Below are 15,596 nucleotides of genomic sequence, written 5' to 3'. Positions count from 1 at the left end.
AACACAGCAGCGCTGCAAAACTAAAAAGGGGCAGCAAAGCACAAATAACCGGGTTAATTTACTCCTGAGTAGCTCAGCCGGTTAGAGCATCTGACTGTTAATCAGAGGGTCGCTGGTTCGAGCCCAGCCTCAGGAGCCCAAAGGAAAGCCGCAAGAGAGATCTTAGCGGCTTTTTTTGTGGGCGAAAATTGGTGGGGATCCGCGGAGGAAAAAAAAGGATCGACCCGTAAAGTTCGGATCAGGCGGAATTCCTGGGGGGAAGGCTTTATTAAGCATAAATATTAGCAAGACGGAATAAGAAGAAAGCAGTATCTCTAACGCCTCTGGAGGTAGCTCTGAAAGCCTTGATCTTGGCATTGAAAGATTCAGCGGCGGCGTTGGTACTTCTGTTGTCAAAGAAGTTCAGGATATATTCGTAATGGCTTTGTACCGATCTGGCTACTGTGCTGAAAGAATCAATAGCAGAAGCTTCCACATCATTATACCACATGGCCAGTCTTTTAAAAGCCTGTGTCTTGCTCTTACAGATGGTAAAGATATTACTTAACCTGAGGGCTAACTGATAGGCTTTATATAACAGGGGATAGCGGGGGAATAGGATGTCTGCACGTTCTTTTTGTGATGGAGTCCATTTGCTTTCGTGTTTAAAGAGCAGATATCTGCTTCGGGCCAGGAGCTGCTTGAGGGTATCGCCATTAGGAAGCACCTCAGGCTGATAGCTTTGTTTGGTTTTCCTGGCCTGGGCAATCCGTCCGTTCTCCTCTTCCAAAGCTTCCCACCGGTATCTGATCCTGAGCTCCTGAACAGCATCGCTGGCAAGCTTTTGTACATGGAACCGGTCAATGACCCGGCGGGCAGATGGAAAGCATCTTCGGATAGCTTTGGCCATATTTGCAGCCATATCCAGGGTTACTTCTTTTACTTTTTTTCTCAGGCGGAATGATATACGCTCTAAAACTGCAATGATCTGATCGGCCTGAGTGCCTTTCAGCATGGCTACAATGCTCCCTTTTCTCCCTCTTGCAGCCTTATTAGTGATTATAGTATACAATTCTCCGCCAGAGAGGGCCGTTTCATCTATACTGAGGTATTCTCCCATGTTGGCCGGGAATACCATCCATTCGGCAGCATGATCTTTCTGTTCCCACTGATGGAATGTACTGATATGATCTTTATATTGTTCCTGTAACTGTTTACCGTCAATCCTAAAATAGTGTCCCAGTTGATGACAGCTTACCGGATAATTATCCAAATATTCCTTTTAAAAAAGCGGCGAATTCTGTGGTCATCCGCGCTCCTTTCTGTACTAAATCCCAGTCTCTGGTTACTATAGTCCCTTTATCTGCTACTTCCCATCTGCGCCGTTTTATACACAAGTTTACCTTCTGGCCCCGGATAGGAAAGTCCTGAATGGTGATTTCGGGCATGAACCCCTTGGATTCCAACTTCTGGTTGTGATATTCCTGGGGAAGGATATTCTTCTCTTCAAGATATATATGCAGGCCTGCTTCACTTTGAAGCACCTGTGTTAATTCAAAAAATTCTAAGATGCCTTTCGGTAATAATATGCTCGCTAACTGTAAGTATGGATCTTGCAAGGGTTACTCTTTTTACGTGTTATTAACTCTCCGCAAAAAAACAACTTTTCATTGTATCCCCCAAGTATTCCGCTTGATCCAAAGTTCCGAGTTTTTAAAGTTTCTTAATCCTGGATTCCAAAAGTTTTAGAGCGGCTATGTTTAAACAGAAAGAATAGTCCTCATCTGCTTTTTCTCTTAAAATTCGAATTCCTCTTTAAAGAAGCTCATAAATACTTTCGGATAACCTGACTCGCCCAAATGACTGTCATTTGGATAAATCTTATACTTTTTTTCTGAATGGATATTGTTGTACGCAGCGAACCCGACGTGTGGTGGGCAATCGTCGTCGAATAAAGCGGTTGCGAAATACACTTTAGATGTGATCCAACTGGCTAACATCCTTGTATCAATATATTCCTGCACCGCGAGGACGTCTGCTACAGAACACTGGTTTTTATAATAATTAAGCATCTTTGCAATTTCAATGTTCATTAAAGTTCTGATTTTTATCTGGTGGCGGATGTCCGCCGGAAACGGATCAAAGAAAGCACATGCCTGAACTTTTTCTTTACACAATGCAGCCGTGGCCAGCGCTAATCCCCCTCCCTGGCTTCCTCCGGTGACTCCAACTTTTGTAGTATCTATTTCTGTTCTGCTCCTTAAAAAGTCTATTGCCCGTACACAATCCATGTACGCACCGCGGTAAGCATTTTTATAACGATCGCAAAATTCGTAGCCCCACATGCCCGGAATATCAAAACCGGGGTTAAAGTCGTCAGTACTTATACCATGGCCGCGAATGCATAAAGCGAGTTCGGCAATAGGCTCCTTTTGGTTTATGAATGGTTCCAGATTTTGAAAACCATAGCCATATCCCGGAAGATGCAAGATCACGGGATAATTTCCCGGCTTCTTTGGAACAAAATAATATCCACGGATTTTAACATTGCCAATCGATCTGAATTCTAAAATATAGGCGTTTCTGCGTTCGTTGCTTAAGCTGTCATTTGGAATCAACTTGTAATCGGGTAAAATATTGCTAAGTTCGGTATATGCTTCATCCCAGTATTTCTGAAGATCTGCGACAGGTTCACGCGAACAGCTTATTTTTTCCGGGGATAGTGTTAACCAGCTTACATCGCCACAATAACCATCATTTTTCATGACAGTAGTAATTTCATAGAAACCGGGTTTAAGTGCTTCGGGAACCTTGATTTTTAAAACGCCATGCCCTGCATCTATGCCTGTTGTTTCGGTATATATGGTATCGTGAAAATCATTTACTATCGTTGTGCTGATAGTTCCAGGTGTCTTGCTCATGTATCGTACCTGTAACTCGTCATGCCTTGGGACATCACTGAAAAGATGATCAGCATTTGTAATATGGATATTTATGTTAGAATTGTCCAGGCTTTTTGGCGAAGTAAGGCTGACGTAATTATAACTTTTACCCCCGGTATAAGATAAATCGGAAGCAATTATAATAATCCGGTTTTTTGTTCGGCGAAGCACACTGGGAGGAATGGAAAAGGTAGATTTAGCACCTTTGTTTGTCCAGAATTGGTTCGCGATATTTCCTCCGATATATTTACCGTTCATGAAAATTTGATGAACGTGACACTGCAGGGAAATATTTAGTTCAAGGATAGTCGTTGAATCCCAACCCTGCAAATCGAAATCGGTAACGAGTGCGCACTTCCCAAGACGATTAAAATAGCCCTGCCGTTCCCACGAAAGTTGCAGATTAACGTCTTTCCATGTAGAGGTGGAACCTTTTGAAGAAGCCGACAACGTCGTATCATTAAAACTGATTTTCCAGTTGAAAGGCAGATAATTCTGCGCTTTAGATAAAAAAACCGAACAAGTAAGAAGCAGAGAAAGGAAAATTTTTTTCACTTTTTTGATTTTATTGATTCGCAATAAATCTAAAATTTTAAGACGAATTAGAAAATATAGCTTAGGAACGGACAGAATCTTTGACCCGGTTCGTTTTTCATTTGTTTCTAACTCGTTTTTCGCTCGTCTCCTTGTCGCTGCGTGTTCGTCAACTCCTTGTCGATTGCTCGTCAGCTCTTCGTCAGTTCGACGCTATTTGCTCGTCAGTTGCTCGTCAGCTGTTCGACAGGGTGTAAATAAACCGACGGTAAAACGACGGTCAGCAAGCGTTTTCGTTCTGTATAAGCTTTGTCTTTGAAACCTGTGTGGTTGGGACATTCTGTTAACGGTTTGTGTGGTGGACAAGAACACTGTCAAAGTGTGTCAAAGCATTTCAAAGTGTGTCATAAGGCTTCGATCGTTAGGATTTTGCGAAAACACGTTCTATGTTTGTTCAGGCAAGCACAACATACCGGTACTACAGGTGCTTTGTGGATTTTTAACCGGGGATAAAGATTAAGCGGAGTAATGTTAAAGGTAAAAAAAGGCTTATTTATTGAAATAATTCTTTATTACCAGTTCTCATATTCGTATTTTTAGTAAATAATCACAAACACTCATTAAAAATAGATAAAATGAGGCATAAGGATGAATTCGGACTCTTAAAACGAGTATCAACAGGAGATCCTGATGCTTTTAGAATATTGTACGAACACTATTCTCCTTCGGTTTACTCTTTCATCCGAAAGTATTTAAGGTCGTCAGAGCTTTCCGATGATATTTGCCAGAATGTATTTGTAAAAATATGGGAGCAGAGGGAACAGATGTCGTCTGTGCTGGATTTCAGTGCATGGGTCTTTACCATTGCGAAGCGGCAATCGCTTGATTTTTTAAAAAGAGCGGCCACGGAACAATCTGCCATGAATATCATACTCCAGAATTATCCTTCCGATAATGATCGCTTGGATAGCGCTTATCAGCTGGAGGAGTATATGAATTTTATCGAAAAGGTGCTCCTGCGTATGCCTCCTCAGACGCAGCATGTTTTTAACCTTTGCCGTCAGCAGTCAAAAAGCTATGAAGAAGCGGCTTCAGAGCTGGGGGTTACCCGGAATGCTATAAAGAAACATATGGTGCGGTCGATGAAAATCCTTAAAGAAGCTGCTGAAAATGAACTTGGAATCTCCTTTACCCTTCTTCTGATCCTTCTTTCATCGCAGTTATAATCTCTTTATTAACAGGTTGTTCTTTCTATGTTAAAATTAATTTAACATAGGGGTACCCTTTCTGCCTCATTAATCGACATACAGATATAAAACAGATTAAAAGGATGTCTGAGAGCGAGGAACAACATAAGAAAAGACTGATTAAGAGATATAAGAGCGGGCAGGCTTCGGAAGAAGAACTAAGATCTCTCTTTACCCTTTTAAGCCTGGATGAGCTTGACTGCCTGATGGAAGAGGATATGGATGAGGAAATTCGTTTGCAGCGGAAGGGAAATGGCGACACCGGTGGCAAAAGAAAAATGCTACGTCTGCAGATTGCTGCCGCTGCTTCCATACTGCTCGTATTGAGCCTTGGCTTTTACTTCTTTTTTGATAGAAATATTGAACATTACGGGCAGGATAAAAAAGCTGTTCAGCATACAGGACGGAAGATTCTTCCTGGTGGAAACAAAGCAACACTTACTCTTGCCAATGGGAGAGAGATCAGCCTTGACGATGCTTCGGAAGGCGATCTTGCTTATGATAACGGCATTAAGATACGGAAGAGCAGAGAAGGCCAGATCGTGTGCGAGGTACAGGAAGTGAAAGAGGGCCAGCAAGGCCTCCCCAAGACAGCCAATGTGTATAATACAATTTCCACACCCCGGGGAGGACAGTGGCAGGTTATTCTTCCTGACGGATCGAAGGTATGGTTAAACGCTGCTTCAAGTCTCACATATCCAACCGTTTTCGACGAGAATGAACGGAGAATAGAAATGACGGGGGAGGCGTATTTTGAAATTGCAAAGAGATATAAGACCACAGGGGCAAATACGCAAGGAAATCAGGCGAGGGTGCCATTTATAGTAAAAGCCGGAGGGCAGTTGGTTGAAGTACTGGGGACACATTTTAATATTAATGCATACCCGGAAGAGAAGGTAATAAAAACTACTTTGCTTGAAGGGGCTGTTGCTGTAAAAGCTGCAGGAAACCGTGGTCGTGTCGTGCTCCGGCCGGGAGAAGAAGCATCCTTTGAGAACAATGTGATAAACGTGTCAGAAGTAAATACCTCACAGGCTGTAGCATGGAAAAACGGAGACTTTATTTTCGAAGATCAGGACCTTCAAACAACGATGCGGCAGATTGCCAGATGGTATAATGTAGAGGTAGTGTACGAGCGTTTGCCCGACAATATCATGATTGGCGGCTATGTGTCGCGTTCAAATGATGTGTCGGTGGTGCTGCAAGCTATAGAACTTACCGGGAAAGTAAAATTCAGGATTGAGGGCAGGAAAATTACCGTTACAAGATAGAGTCTGATGAAGAAAGTTAAACAGGAAATTAATCACTTAAAAAATGGAAGTAATGATGGAAATTCTACGATGTTAAAAAACTAATCATTACGGGGCCGGAAAGAAACGTAAAGGTGCTGGTAACACCCTTACGTGGACGTTTGAGTAACCCGTTTCCGGTTTAACCTGGAGAAAAATGTGCTATTAATCAAGGTATTAACCCAAACGGTACAAAAGTATGCATTTATATGCTATTCTCACTGGTATGCCAAAACTTTGGCTGCCACCAAAACTGCTATTAGTTATGAAAATAACTACTCTCTTACTTTTAGCATTTGTTATGTCTGTGAGCGCAGGTTCTTTTGCGCAGAAAATTAATTTAAACAAGCAGAACGCTCCATTGAAGGCAATCTTTTCGGAGATAAAAAAGCAGTCGGGGTACGATTTTATCTATGATGAAGATCTCATTAAACGGTCGGGCACTGTAAGCCTTCATTTACAGGATGTGAATCTTTTTGAGGCACTCGACCGGTGTTTTGAAAACCGTGATCTGATGTATGTGATAAGTGACAGGATCGTGGTAGTGAAGGAAAAGAAAAGAGCGTTTACATTAACGGGATTTGTAACCGACGAAAAAAAAGCACCTCTACCGGGTGTCGTAGTGATAAACGTTACCAAGGATAAATCTGTGGCTGCCGACGAAAACGGCCGGTTTACAATAGCGGCCGACAAGGGGGATATAATCAGGTTCAGGATGATCGGCTTTGAAGAGAAGGTGATCATCGCGAATGATGCCCAGAATAACATCACCGTGATATTAAAGGAAGCTCCAGTTCAATTGCAGACAACCGTTGTAACGGCGCTTGGTATAAAACGCGAAGAGCGGTCGCTGGGGTATTCGGTTTCAGAGATTGATGGTGAGGCGTTGGTGAAAGCGAGGGAAACCAATGTGATCAATTCCCTGGCTGGTACAACTCCCGGACTTATCATCAACAGTACTGCCAGCGGCCCTACAGGATCCTCGAGGGTAATTATCCGTGGAAATACAACAGTTACCGGAAATAATCAGCCATTGTATGTTGTAGATGGTATTCCGATAGACAACTCTAATTACGGGGGTACCGGGTCGGGAATGTATGCCCAGGGATACGACTTTGGGGATGCTATTTCTGCAATTAACCCTGATGATATTGATAAGATCAGCGTGTTAAAAGGTCCTTCGGCCTCTGCTCTCTACGGAGCCAGGGCTGCTAACGGCGTAATCCTTATTACCACTAAGAAAGCCCAGGGTGGAAAGGACCTTGGAATTGAGGTGAACAGTACCACAACGTTTGAGAATCAGCTTACTTCTTTTGACGGATACCAGTATCAGTATGGTCAGGGCCGCAATCAAACGATAAATACATCAGCCGATCAGGCCCGCACTTCTATGTTTAATAATTTTGGAGCAAGGCTGGATCCCGACCTTATGGTTATTTCATACGATGGCGTATACAGGCCATACCAGAAAGTAGAAGATAATATCGGCGGTTTTTTCAGGACTGGTACTACAACAACTAATACGGTTTCTTTGAGCAGTGCAACTGAAAAATCTTCTTTCCGGTTTTCGGCAAGCGACCTCAGGAACAGCGATATCATACCCGAAAGCGGCCTGCGGAGGAATTCGTTTACGTTTAACGGAACATCGAAATTCGGATCTAAGATTTCGCTCGAAGCGCGTGCTTTCTATATGAACGAGGATGTAGACAACCGGCCAGCGCTTGCGGATGACCCGGGCAATATAGGCAATGCATTTATAGGATTAGCCAATAACGTTGATCAGGCCTGGTTTGCCAAAACGTATAAAAATCCGGACGGCTCGTATATAGAATGGGGAGGAGGACAATACCGGCTGAACCCTTACTGGGTAATTAATGAAATGAAGAATGAGACTACCAAGAATCGTCTTCTTGGCGCTTTTCAGTTAAATTATGCTGTAACGAAGTGGCTGAACTTCCAGGGAAGGGCCTCTACGGATCTTACTTATATAGAATTCGAAAAATTTAGTCCGCGAACCACTCCGGGCTTTATAACCGGTGCTCTTGATCAGATAAACAGAAAACACGTCACTACTGAAGCCGACGTTTTAGTTACTGCAGAGAAGCAGGTGAGCCCCTCTCTTTATCTCGCAGCACGTTTAGGTGGAAGTATTTCCAGGGTTCACAATAAGGCTGATAACATGCAGTTTACGAATCTTACGGTTCCGGACGCGATTTCGCCTACCAGTTTCACTGATAAGAACATCATTCCGGTACCTTACCGTAAACATTTGAATTCTGTTTACGGACTATTCAGTGCTGGCTATAAAAGCTACCTGTACCTCGATGGCACTATCAGGCAGGATTCTTATTCGACCTTATCAAAGTCATATGTATATCCTTCCTTGTCGTCGAGCTTTGTTTTTTCGGATGCTTTTAAGCTAAGTAAAAATATTCTGACAATGGGTAAGGTAAGAGCGGCTATATCGGAAGTAGCCAGCGATACAGATCCCTATTTGCTTAATCTTTACTATAATGTTAATCCGTTCTCTTTTAACGGCATTTCTTATGGCGGCTTAAGTACAGATGTGATGGCTAATGCGAATCTAAGGCCTACCCGAACGCGCTCCTGGGAGGTGGGAACAGAGCTGAAATTCTTCAACAACAGACTTGGTGCGGATATAACTTATTATAGCCAGCGGTCCCGTGATCAGATCAACCGGGTTCCTCTGCCTTTGTCATCTGGATTCTCCGCGCAGACTATCAACGCCGGAGTTGTGACCAACAAAGGAGTTGAAGTGCTGCTTACCGGCGGGTTGATAGCGAAGAAGGACTTTCATTGGGATGTGAGCATAAATTTTGCAAGGAACATCAATAAGGTTGAGTCGCTGGCAGAGGGGGTTCCATTTCTTACGTTATCCGAAGCGAGATGGATGAGTGTAGCGGTAATTGCCAAACCAGGGGAAGACTACGGTTCCATATTGGCATTTGGCTATCAGAAAGACCCTGACGGTAATTTAATACTGGATCCTACCACGCTACTGCCCCTGCAGAGCGAAGAACGGCAAGTTGTAGGTAAGGGTATTTTTAACTGGACAGGTGGTGTGAGCAATACCATATATTTTAAGAATTTCAGACTGAGTGCCCTGATCGATGTGAAGCAGGGTGCGGACCTGTTTTCGATGACCAATCTTTTTGCGGCTAACCGGGGAAGCCTGAATACCACACTGGAAGGCAGAGCTGAATGGATAGAGTCGGAAGAACTACGTCAGGCCGGAGGGTATACCGCCCAACAATGGGCTGCAATGGGCAACGTCAGGGGCCTCGTGCCGAAAGGAGTTGTAAAGAATGCAAATGGAGAGTATATACCTAATACAAAAGCAGTCGATCCTTCGGTATACTGGTCGCAGATCCTGGCCAGCGGAGGAGTAGCAATACCCTATATCTATGACGGTTCTTATGTCAAGATGCGTGAGATTACGCTGGGATATACTATTCCTTCGAAAGTAACGGCACGATGGGGAGTCAAGGACGTTCAAATTGCTCTTGTTAGCCGTAATCCATTCATCATCTACAAAGATGTACCTAATGTCGATCCGGATTCGAATTATAATAATGGTAACGGTCAGGGATTGGAATACGGTTCTTTGCCTACCCGGCGGAGCTGGGGAGTTAACGTGAATTTTAAATTTTAAATACGGGGACTACAGAATGAAAACGAAATTAAAATATTCAGTACTCGTACTATCGGTTATTGCACTTGTACTAACATCATGCAAAAAATTCGGGGATACCAATATCGATCCATCGAGGTCAAGTAATCTCGACCCAGCCCTGCAGCTTACGAATGTTCAGCTGCGCTTTTCGGGCGACCTGGAAGTGAATGAAAAACTCGGACTTGTATTTACGATGCCTTTAGTGCAACAGATCGGGGGGATATGGCTGAACAGGAACGGGCAGTTTTACATTTACGACCGGAATTATCTTTCGTCATTGTGGAGTAACACCTATAACAATGACGTAGTTAATATTGTGGATGCAGTAACGCGCACCAACGGCAAGCCTGATAAAACGAATCTCAATGCCATCTGCCGCATTATGAAGGTGTACGAGTTTGCGCGTTTAACCGACGTGTATGGAGATATTCCTTACAGCCAGGCAGGAAAGGCTTTCTCTGACGGGATAGTAAGGCCGGTTTTTGACAAGCAGGAGGATATCTATAATGACTTCTTTAAAGAGCTGAAGGAAGCTGCTGCGCAACTGGATGCTTCTAAAGATGCCGTCAGCGGAGATCTGTTCTACAATGGAAATGTGGAATCATGGAAAAAGTTTGCCAACTCATTGCGGCTCAGGTATGCAATGCGACTTGTAAAGGTCAATCCTGAGAAAGCGAGGACGGAAGCCGTCGCGGCATATCAATCGGGCGTCTTTGCCAGTAATTCGGAGATATGCAAACTTGTACACCAGGATGTGCAGAACACGTATACAGATGTAAGAGGCAACGCAATTTCGGCAGCTTTTTGTCAATCTGAAGTTATTCCGCGGGTACAAAGCACCTTTATAGAGCAATTGAGAAGCACTAACGATCCGAGATTACCACGCCTGATCAGATATTACAAAGATATTATCAACCGGCCATTTGATCGTCTGGATATTACAGATCAGGTAAAGGCCCAGATAGGTTATTATGGAGTTCCTTCCAATCAATACATCTGGGATGGATGGCTGGATGCCATTACAATCAACGTTCCGGGAGCGGGCAATATTCAGGCTGTTAATAACGATCAGAAAGCGCAGCTCGCAAACTTCATGATCCGCAATAATGCCCCGTTTTTACATCTTACTTATGCAGAAGTTGAGCTTTTGCTTGCCGAAGCGACTGTAAGATGGGGTGCGAATTATGGCGGCACAGCGGCTCAGCATTATGCAAAAGGCGTTGAAGCTGCCATGGGGCAGTTGAGTCTTTTTCCAGGCGGGCCTGTTATCAGTCAGACTGAAATAGATGCATTTATACAAGGGAACGGTCTTGTGCCAGGAAGAGAGATTGAATTGATTAACAGGCAGCTTTGGATAGCTCTGCTTTTGAACGGTCCGGAAGCCTACGCCAACTGGAGAAGGACGGGCTTTCCGGCGCTTACCCCGGCAACAACTGCAGAGTCTTCAATCCCGACAATTCCACGGCGTTTTGAGTACCCTATTTTCGAGCTTGAGCAGAATGCGGAAAATGCAGCAGTTGCAGTAGCGGCTCTTGGTGCAGGCGGAAATACCTGGACCAACAGGGTTTGGTGGGATAAACAATAATGGCACTTGTTAAAGCATTTTTATGAGAGTAGTCAGATTAATCATACAGATCATTTGTTTTTTGCCGGTTTTTACCGCTTGCAGCAAATCCGGCACAGATTCTCCTGCTAAGGGAACAGAGAAGAAAGCGTATGAAAAAGGCTTTCATATTGTGGGGTATATGTTTAGCAGCGGCAATATGGATACAGAATCAGCAAAGCTCGATTTTAGCAGGATAACTCACCTGAATATTGCCTTTCTGAATCCGGATGAAAATGGTGTGTTTGCTGCGGTGCCGGGTTTAGCTGCGGCTGCGAAACGGGCCCACGAGCATCATGTGAAGATATTGTTCTCCTTCGGAGGAGGCAGCGCTCCGGCTCATTTGAAAGATCTTATCAAGGAAGATAAGCGGGCTAAGTTTATTAATGAGCTTGTCAGGGTCACTACCACCTATGATCTTGATGGCGTAGATGTGGATCTTGAAGGCGAGTTTATAGATGCTAATTATGAAGCGTTTGTTACCGGCCTGTCAGCGGCATTGAAACTCCAGAACAAGCTGATGACGGTAGCTGTAGCGACATGGAATGGTAATTCTATATCCGATAAGGCTCTGGCATTGTTTGACATTATCAATGTTATGTCGTACGATCAGACCGGACCCTGGAATAAGGACCGGCCCGGTCCGCACTCAACATACGATGCCGCAGTAAACGACTTAAACTATTGGATGACCACCCGTTCGGTTCCGGCGGGTAAACTTACCCTGGGCTTGCCCTTTTACGGGTACGGATTCGGTCCGTCGATAGAAGAAAGCTTTTCGTATGGCGATATCGTGAAGAGGTTTCCGGGATCGGAGCTGACGGATTTTGTGGAGGTAGCCGGACAAGGAACCATTTACTATAATGGGATACCTACAATAAGAAAGAAGGTTGAGCTGGCTCTGAGTAAAAAGGCAGGAGGTGTAATGATCTGGCAGTTGTTCGGAGATGCTGCCGGGGATAAGTCACTCCTTAAGGCAATTAATTCGGCAATTCCGGAGTAGCAGATTTTTAGACATTATTAATTCGTTTCAGAATGAAAAAGATTACATACTTTATACTCTCCCTCTTCATATTTGGCGTGGGATGTAAAGAAGATGAAGATACCGACGGGGGCTCATTTCACCCGCGCATATTTGATGGCGCCCTGGTTTTTCAGTCGCCATCCCGGATCATACAACAAGGACAGCCAGCAGTATATAATGGCCTCAGTTTTTCTCCTAAGCCTCTGGAGAAGACGAAGATCAGCTGGAAGGTAAATGGTGAAGAAGTATCAACCGATACCTCTTTCACATTCAATCCCTCCGGGGGGGGCGAATTTGAAATCAGATTGGAAGCTACCTATAACGGTCAAACAGCCACTCGCATTTCTAAGGTACTGGTTAGTCCCGCGACGTATACACGTAAGTCCGCTCCCTATGTGGTTATGTCGTATCTCTCCGAGAACGGCACGGCTGCAGGTGTTACGTGGAATAATATATCCTATCTGGCGTTTAACGGCGCCAGGGTATTGCCCGATGGAACAGTGGATTTTTCAAAAGGAAATCAGAACCAGAATGTGGATGAGCTTGTGGCCAGAGGGCACATCAATGGAGTTCCGGTGTTACTGGGAATTACAGGCAGGCTGTCGGGAATAGATGGATGGTCGCTCTATAACAGCACGGATTTTGGTACGGTAATCAGTGATCCGGTGAAAAGGGCCGCACTGGTCCGGCTAATAGATGACTATGTCACTAACCGAAAGCTGGACGGGGTAGATGTGATGATGACTGACCTGAGCAATGATGATTACAGTATATCAGCGAAAAGCGCGCAGTCGGTGGGACCATTTTTAACGGCTCTTAAATCTGCATTGCCGGCCGGTTCAATTGTTACCATGACAGCTACTACAAATTATATGCATTGGGAATACACGGATCTTTCGGCCGCCGATTGGATCAATGTTCATGCATTCGAAAACGGCGCTACCGTAGGCCCCGGTGCACCAGTAGGGCAGCCCTCTCCTTTTAGCTACATGGTTGATGCTGTCGGTATATGGAGGAATAAGGGCATTCCTGCAAATAAGATTGTTGCGGGCATTCCGGCTTTCGGCCTGCGATATAATCAGCTGGATGCTAATGGCAATAATGCCAGCTGGGGATCGTACGATTATATGACCTTTGCAGCTATTGTTGCTGCCGATGCGCAGGCTCCCCAGAAGGAATATGCAGCTGGTATTGCGAAAGGTGTTTATTATAATGGAATTCCGCTGGTTAATCAAAAGGCCAACTATATTAAAAATAACGGATTTAAGGGTGTCTATGTGTGGGCTGGAGATTACGATGCCACAGGCGAGAATTCGTTGATTGGTGCTATAAGTAAGGTGCTTAAATAGGTAAGCTGGATTGACAAGGAGGCAGGCTTTAGCAAACGTCCTGCCTCTCAATCCTGCACCTTAGCCCTTGAAGAACACGTCGTAGGCGAAGCGCAGGATAGTACCGAAAACGACAACGAGGAAGAATATCCGTATAAACCGGTTTCCTCTAAGTAAGGCCAGACGAGTGCCCAGAAAGGAGCCTGCGAGGTTAAAAATGGCCATAGGAATGGCGAATTGATACAGAATATGGTTGGTGCCTGCAAAATAGATTATTGCTGCAAGATTCGTTGCTACATTAACATATTTGGCATAAGCGCTTGAATGAAGGAAATCATAGCCCAGGAAAGAGATGAAGGCAAGTATCAGAAAAGTGCCGGTACCTGGTCCGATTAAACCGTCGTAAAAGCCGATCACAAAACCAAAGATCAGTCCGGTAATAACCTGGCGCAGGGCCGAATGATTTTTTTCCTCATGCAGCCCAAAATTCTTTTTACTGTAAGTGTATATACCTGTTGCTACCAGTAGAGCCAGTATTACAGGTTTGATAGCGCTGCTGTCAATTATGGAGATGCAGTAAGCTCCGAGAATTGCGCCGCAGAATGCAGCGGTAATAATAAAAGCCAGGAGCCTCACGTTGATCCTGACGTGCCGGGAGTAGCGAAATGCCGCAAAGCTCGTCCCTGAAATAGAAGGAATCTTGGTCGTCCCGAACAGAGTGGCTATCGGATATTGGGGCAGGATAATCAGCATTGCCGGGGTTTGGAGCAAGCCTCCGCCGCCCACTATTGAATCAATGAAACCAGCAAAAAAGGATACGATGCAAAGTAGTACTATTTCAATAGTCATAGACAATAAATCATCATGCTGTTATTAAAAGGCGAGCAAAAATAAGTTTTGAAAGATATAATCTGGTATCAAATTCCTACCTTAGCCTGATTTTTTTGTTTTACAGAATGAATACATCCTTTGATTTCGAGAAGCCGATTGCTGATCTTCAGCAACAGATAGAAAAAGTACAGCAGGTATCAGACAAAACAAAAGTGGACATGACCGCTACGCTGGCCGAGCTGAATCAAAAATTAAGTGAAGCAAAAGAGCAGATATATTCGAATCTGAACGGCTGGCAGAAAGTTCAGATCTCCAGACATCCCGAAAGGCCATACACCCTTCAATATATTGATCTAATGTGCGAATCTTTTATTGAGCTGCATGGCGATCGCACAGTGAAGGATGATAAAGCCATTGTAGGTGGTTTTGCGTCTATCGGAGGACAAACGGTGATGCTCATAGGTCATCAGAAGGGAACGAACACCAAGCTCAGGCAATACCGGAATTTTGGTATGGCTAACCCTGAAGGATACAGAAAGGCATTACGTCTGATGAAGCTGGCCGAAAAGTTTAATAAACCTGTTGTTACGCTTATCGACACTCCAGGAGCCTTTCCAGGACTTGAAGCGGAGGAGAGAGGGCAGGGAGAAGCTATTGCCAGAAATCTTCTTGAAATGTCGGTTTTAAAGGTTCCTGTGATCTGTGTGATCATCGGAGAAGGAGCGTCGGGTGGAGCCCTCGGAATTGGAATAGGGGATAAGGTACTGATGCTTGAGCATTCATGGTATTCTGTTATATCTCCCGAAAACTGTTCTGCTATATTGTGGCGTACCTGGGATTATAAGGAGCAGGCAGCAGAATGTTTGAAACTCACGGCAGAAGATATGCTGAAAAACCGGTTGATAGATGGCATAATTCAGGAACCCCTTGGTGGTGCTCACCAGGACCCCAAGCAGATGGCTGCAACCCTGAAAGATAGAATTCTTAAGGATCTTTCGGAATTGAAAGGGAGGGACATTGAAGAGGTAATAAACGAGCGGATCGAAAAATTTTGCTCTATGGGTGTAGTAGTTGAATAGCAAACTATAATTCAAAATAATACAAAAAGAAGAGGGCCGGATTATC

Annotated in this window: 11 protein-coding genes and 1 tRNA gene; 8 read left to right on the top strand and 4 right to left on the bottom strand. The window is 44.3% G+C overall.

Annotation, left to right across the window (positions count from 1 at the left end):
- The first annotated feature begins 62 nt into the window (after nt 1–62).
- Nucleotides 63–136, top strand: a tRNA-Asn gene (locus BDE36_RS20840).
- Between the two features lie 132 nt (nt 137–268).
- Here the strand turns inward: BDE36_RS20840 and BDE36_RS20835 are convergent.
- The 3 genes from BDE36_RS20835 to BDE36_RS20825 form a co-directional block, all read right to left on the bottom strand.
- Nucleotides 269–1,252 (bottom strand): ISAon1 family transposase, encoded by a 984-nt coding sequence (locus tag BDE36_RS20835; protein ID WP_244939631.1) that lies wholly within the window; start codon nt 1,250–1,252, stop codon nt 269–271.
- Nucleotides 1,245–1,523, bottom strand: a complete 279-nt coding sequence (locus BDE36_RS20830) for an ISAon1 family transposase N-terminal region protein (protein ID WP_244939630.1) — start codon at nt 1,521–1,523, stop codon at nt 1,245–1,247. The genes BDE36_RS20835 and BDE36_RS20830 overlap by 8 nt, the downstream gene beginning before the upstream one ends.
- 252 nt (nt 1,524–1,775) lie before the next feature.
- Entirely contained in the window at nt 1,776–3,476 is a 1,701-nt protein-coding gene (locus tag BDE36_RS20825) for an acetylxylan esterase (protein WP_141816357.1), read from the bottom strand.
- Nucleotides 3,477–4,090: 614 nt separating this feature from the next.
- On the opposite strand from BDE36_RS20825, the gene BDE36_RS20820 reads away from it, so the two are divergent.
- The 6 genes from BDE36_RS20820 (at nt 4,091) to BDE36_RS20795 (ending at nt 13,661) form a co-directional block, all read left to right on the top strand.
- Nucleotides 4,091–4,681 carry an RNA polymerase sigma factor gene (locus BDE36_RS20820; RefSeq protein WP_141816356.1) on the top strand — a complete coding sequence of 197 codons (591 nt, stop codon included), beginning with the start codon at nt 4,091–4,093 and terminating at the stop codon, nt 4,679–4,681.
- Between the two features lie 104 nt (nt 4,682–4,785).
- Nucleotides 4,786–5,973 carry a FecR family protein gene (locus BDE36_RS20815; RefSeq protein WP_141816355.1) on the top strand — a complete coding sequence of 396 codons (1,188 nt, stop codon included), beginning with the start codon at nt 4,786–4,788 and terminating at the stop codon, nt 5,971–5,973.
- A 283-nt stretch (nt 5,974–6,256) separates the two neighbouring features.
- Nucleotides 6,257–9,664, top strand: a complete 3,408-nt coding sequence (locus BDE36_RS20810; protein WP_161987742.1) for a SusC/RagA family TonB-linked outer membrane protein — start codon at nt 6,257–6,259, stop codon at nt 9,662–9,664.
- A 16-nt stretch (nt 9,665–9,680) separates the two neighbouring features.
- Nucleotides 9,681–11,270 carry a SusD/RagB family nutrient-binding outer membrane lipoprotein gene (locus BDE36_RS20805; RefSeq protein ID WP_141816353.1) on the top strand — a complete coding sequence of 530 codons (1,590 nt, stop codon included), beginning with the start codon at nt 9,681–9,683 and terminating at the stop codon, nt 11,268–11,270.
- 22 nt (nt 11,271–11,292) lie between these two features.
- Nucleotides 11,293–12,291: a glycosyl hydrolase family 18 protein gene (locus BDE36_RS20800; RefSeq protein ID WP_141816352.1), complete on the top strand. Its 999-nt coding sequence runs from the start codon at nt 11,293–11,295 to the stop codon at nt 12,289–12,291.
- Nucleotides 12,292–12,323: 32 nt separating this feature from the next.
- A complete protein-coding gene (locus BDE36_RS20795) occupies nt 12,324–13,661 on the top strand; it encodes a glycosyl hydrolase family 18 protein (RefSeq protein WP_141816351.1) in 1,338 nt (445 codons plus the stop codon).
- A gap of 60 nt (nt 13,662–13,721) precedes the next feature.
- Here the strand turns inward: BDE36_RS20795 and BDE36_RS20790 are convergent, their stop codons facing one another.
- Complete coding sequence (locus BDE36_RS20790; RefSeq protein ID WP_128771223.1) at nt 13,722–14,489, bottom strand: sulfite exporter TauE/SafE family protein; 768 nt, start codon at nt 14,487–14,489, stop codon at nt 13,722–13,724.
- A gap of 107 nt (nt 14,490–14,596) precedes the next feature.
- Here BDE36_RS20790 and BDE36_RS20785 point away from each other — a divergent pair, with 107 nt between their 5' ends.
- Nucleotides 14,597–15,550 (top strand): acetyl-CoA carboxylase carboxyltransferase subunit alpha, encoded by a 954-nt coding sequence (locus BDE36_RS20785; protein ID WP_128771224.1) that lies wholly within the window; start codon nt 14,597–14,599, stop codon nt 15,548–15,550.
- Nucleotides 15,551–15,596: the final 46 nt, after the last annotated feature.

The sequence above is a fragment of the Arcticibacter tournemirensis genome (genome assembly GCF_006716645.1).
Lineage (GTDB): Bacteria > Bacteroidota > Bacteroidia > Sphingobacteriales > Sphingobacteriaceae > Arcticibacter > Arcticibacter tournemirensis.
This window is presented reverse-complemented; position numbering and strand designations above follow the sequence as displayed.

Excerpts from the sequence above, each read along its gene's own strand:
- BDE36_RS20790 (WP_128771223.1), bottom strand. The coding sequence starts at position 14,489 with ATGACTATTGAAATAGTACTACTTTGCATCGTATCCTTTTTTGCTGGT.
- BDE36_RS20795 (WP_141816351.1), top strand. The coding sequence starts at position 12,324 with ATGAAAAAGATTACATACTTTATACTCTCCCTCTTCATATTTGGCGTG.
- BDE36_RS20810 (WP_161987742.1), top strand. The coding sequence starts at position 6,257 with ATGAAAATAACTACTCTCTTACTTTTAGCATTTGTTATGTCTGTGAGC.
- BDE36_RS20805 (WP_141816353.1), top strand. The coding sequence starts at position 9,681 with ATGAAAACGAAATTAAAATATTCAGTACTCGTACTATCGGTTATTGCA.
- BDE36_RS20815 (WP_141816355.1), top strand. The coding sequence starts at position 4,786 with ATGTCTGAGAGCGAGGAACAACATAAGAAAAGACTGATTAAGAGATAT.
- BDE36_RS20800 (WP_141816352.1), top strand. The coding sequence starts at position 11,293 with ATGAGAGTAGTCAGATTAATCATACAGATCATTTGTTTTTTGCCGGTT.
- BDE36_RS20785 (WP_128771224.1), top strand. The coding sequence starts at position 14,597 with ATGAATACATCCTTTGATTTCGAGAAGCCGATTGCTGATCTTCAGCAA.
- BDE36_RS20820 (WP_141816356.1), top strand. The coding sequence starts at position 4,091 with ATGAGGCATAAGGATGAATTCGGACTCTTAAAACGAGTATCAACAGGA.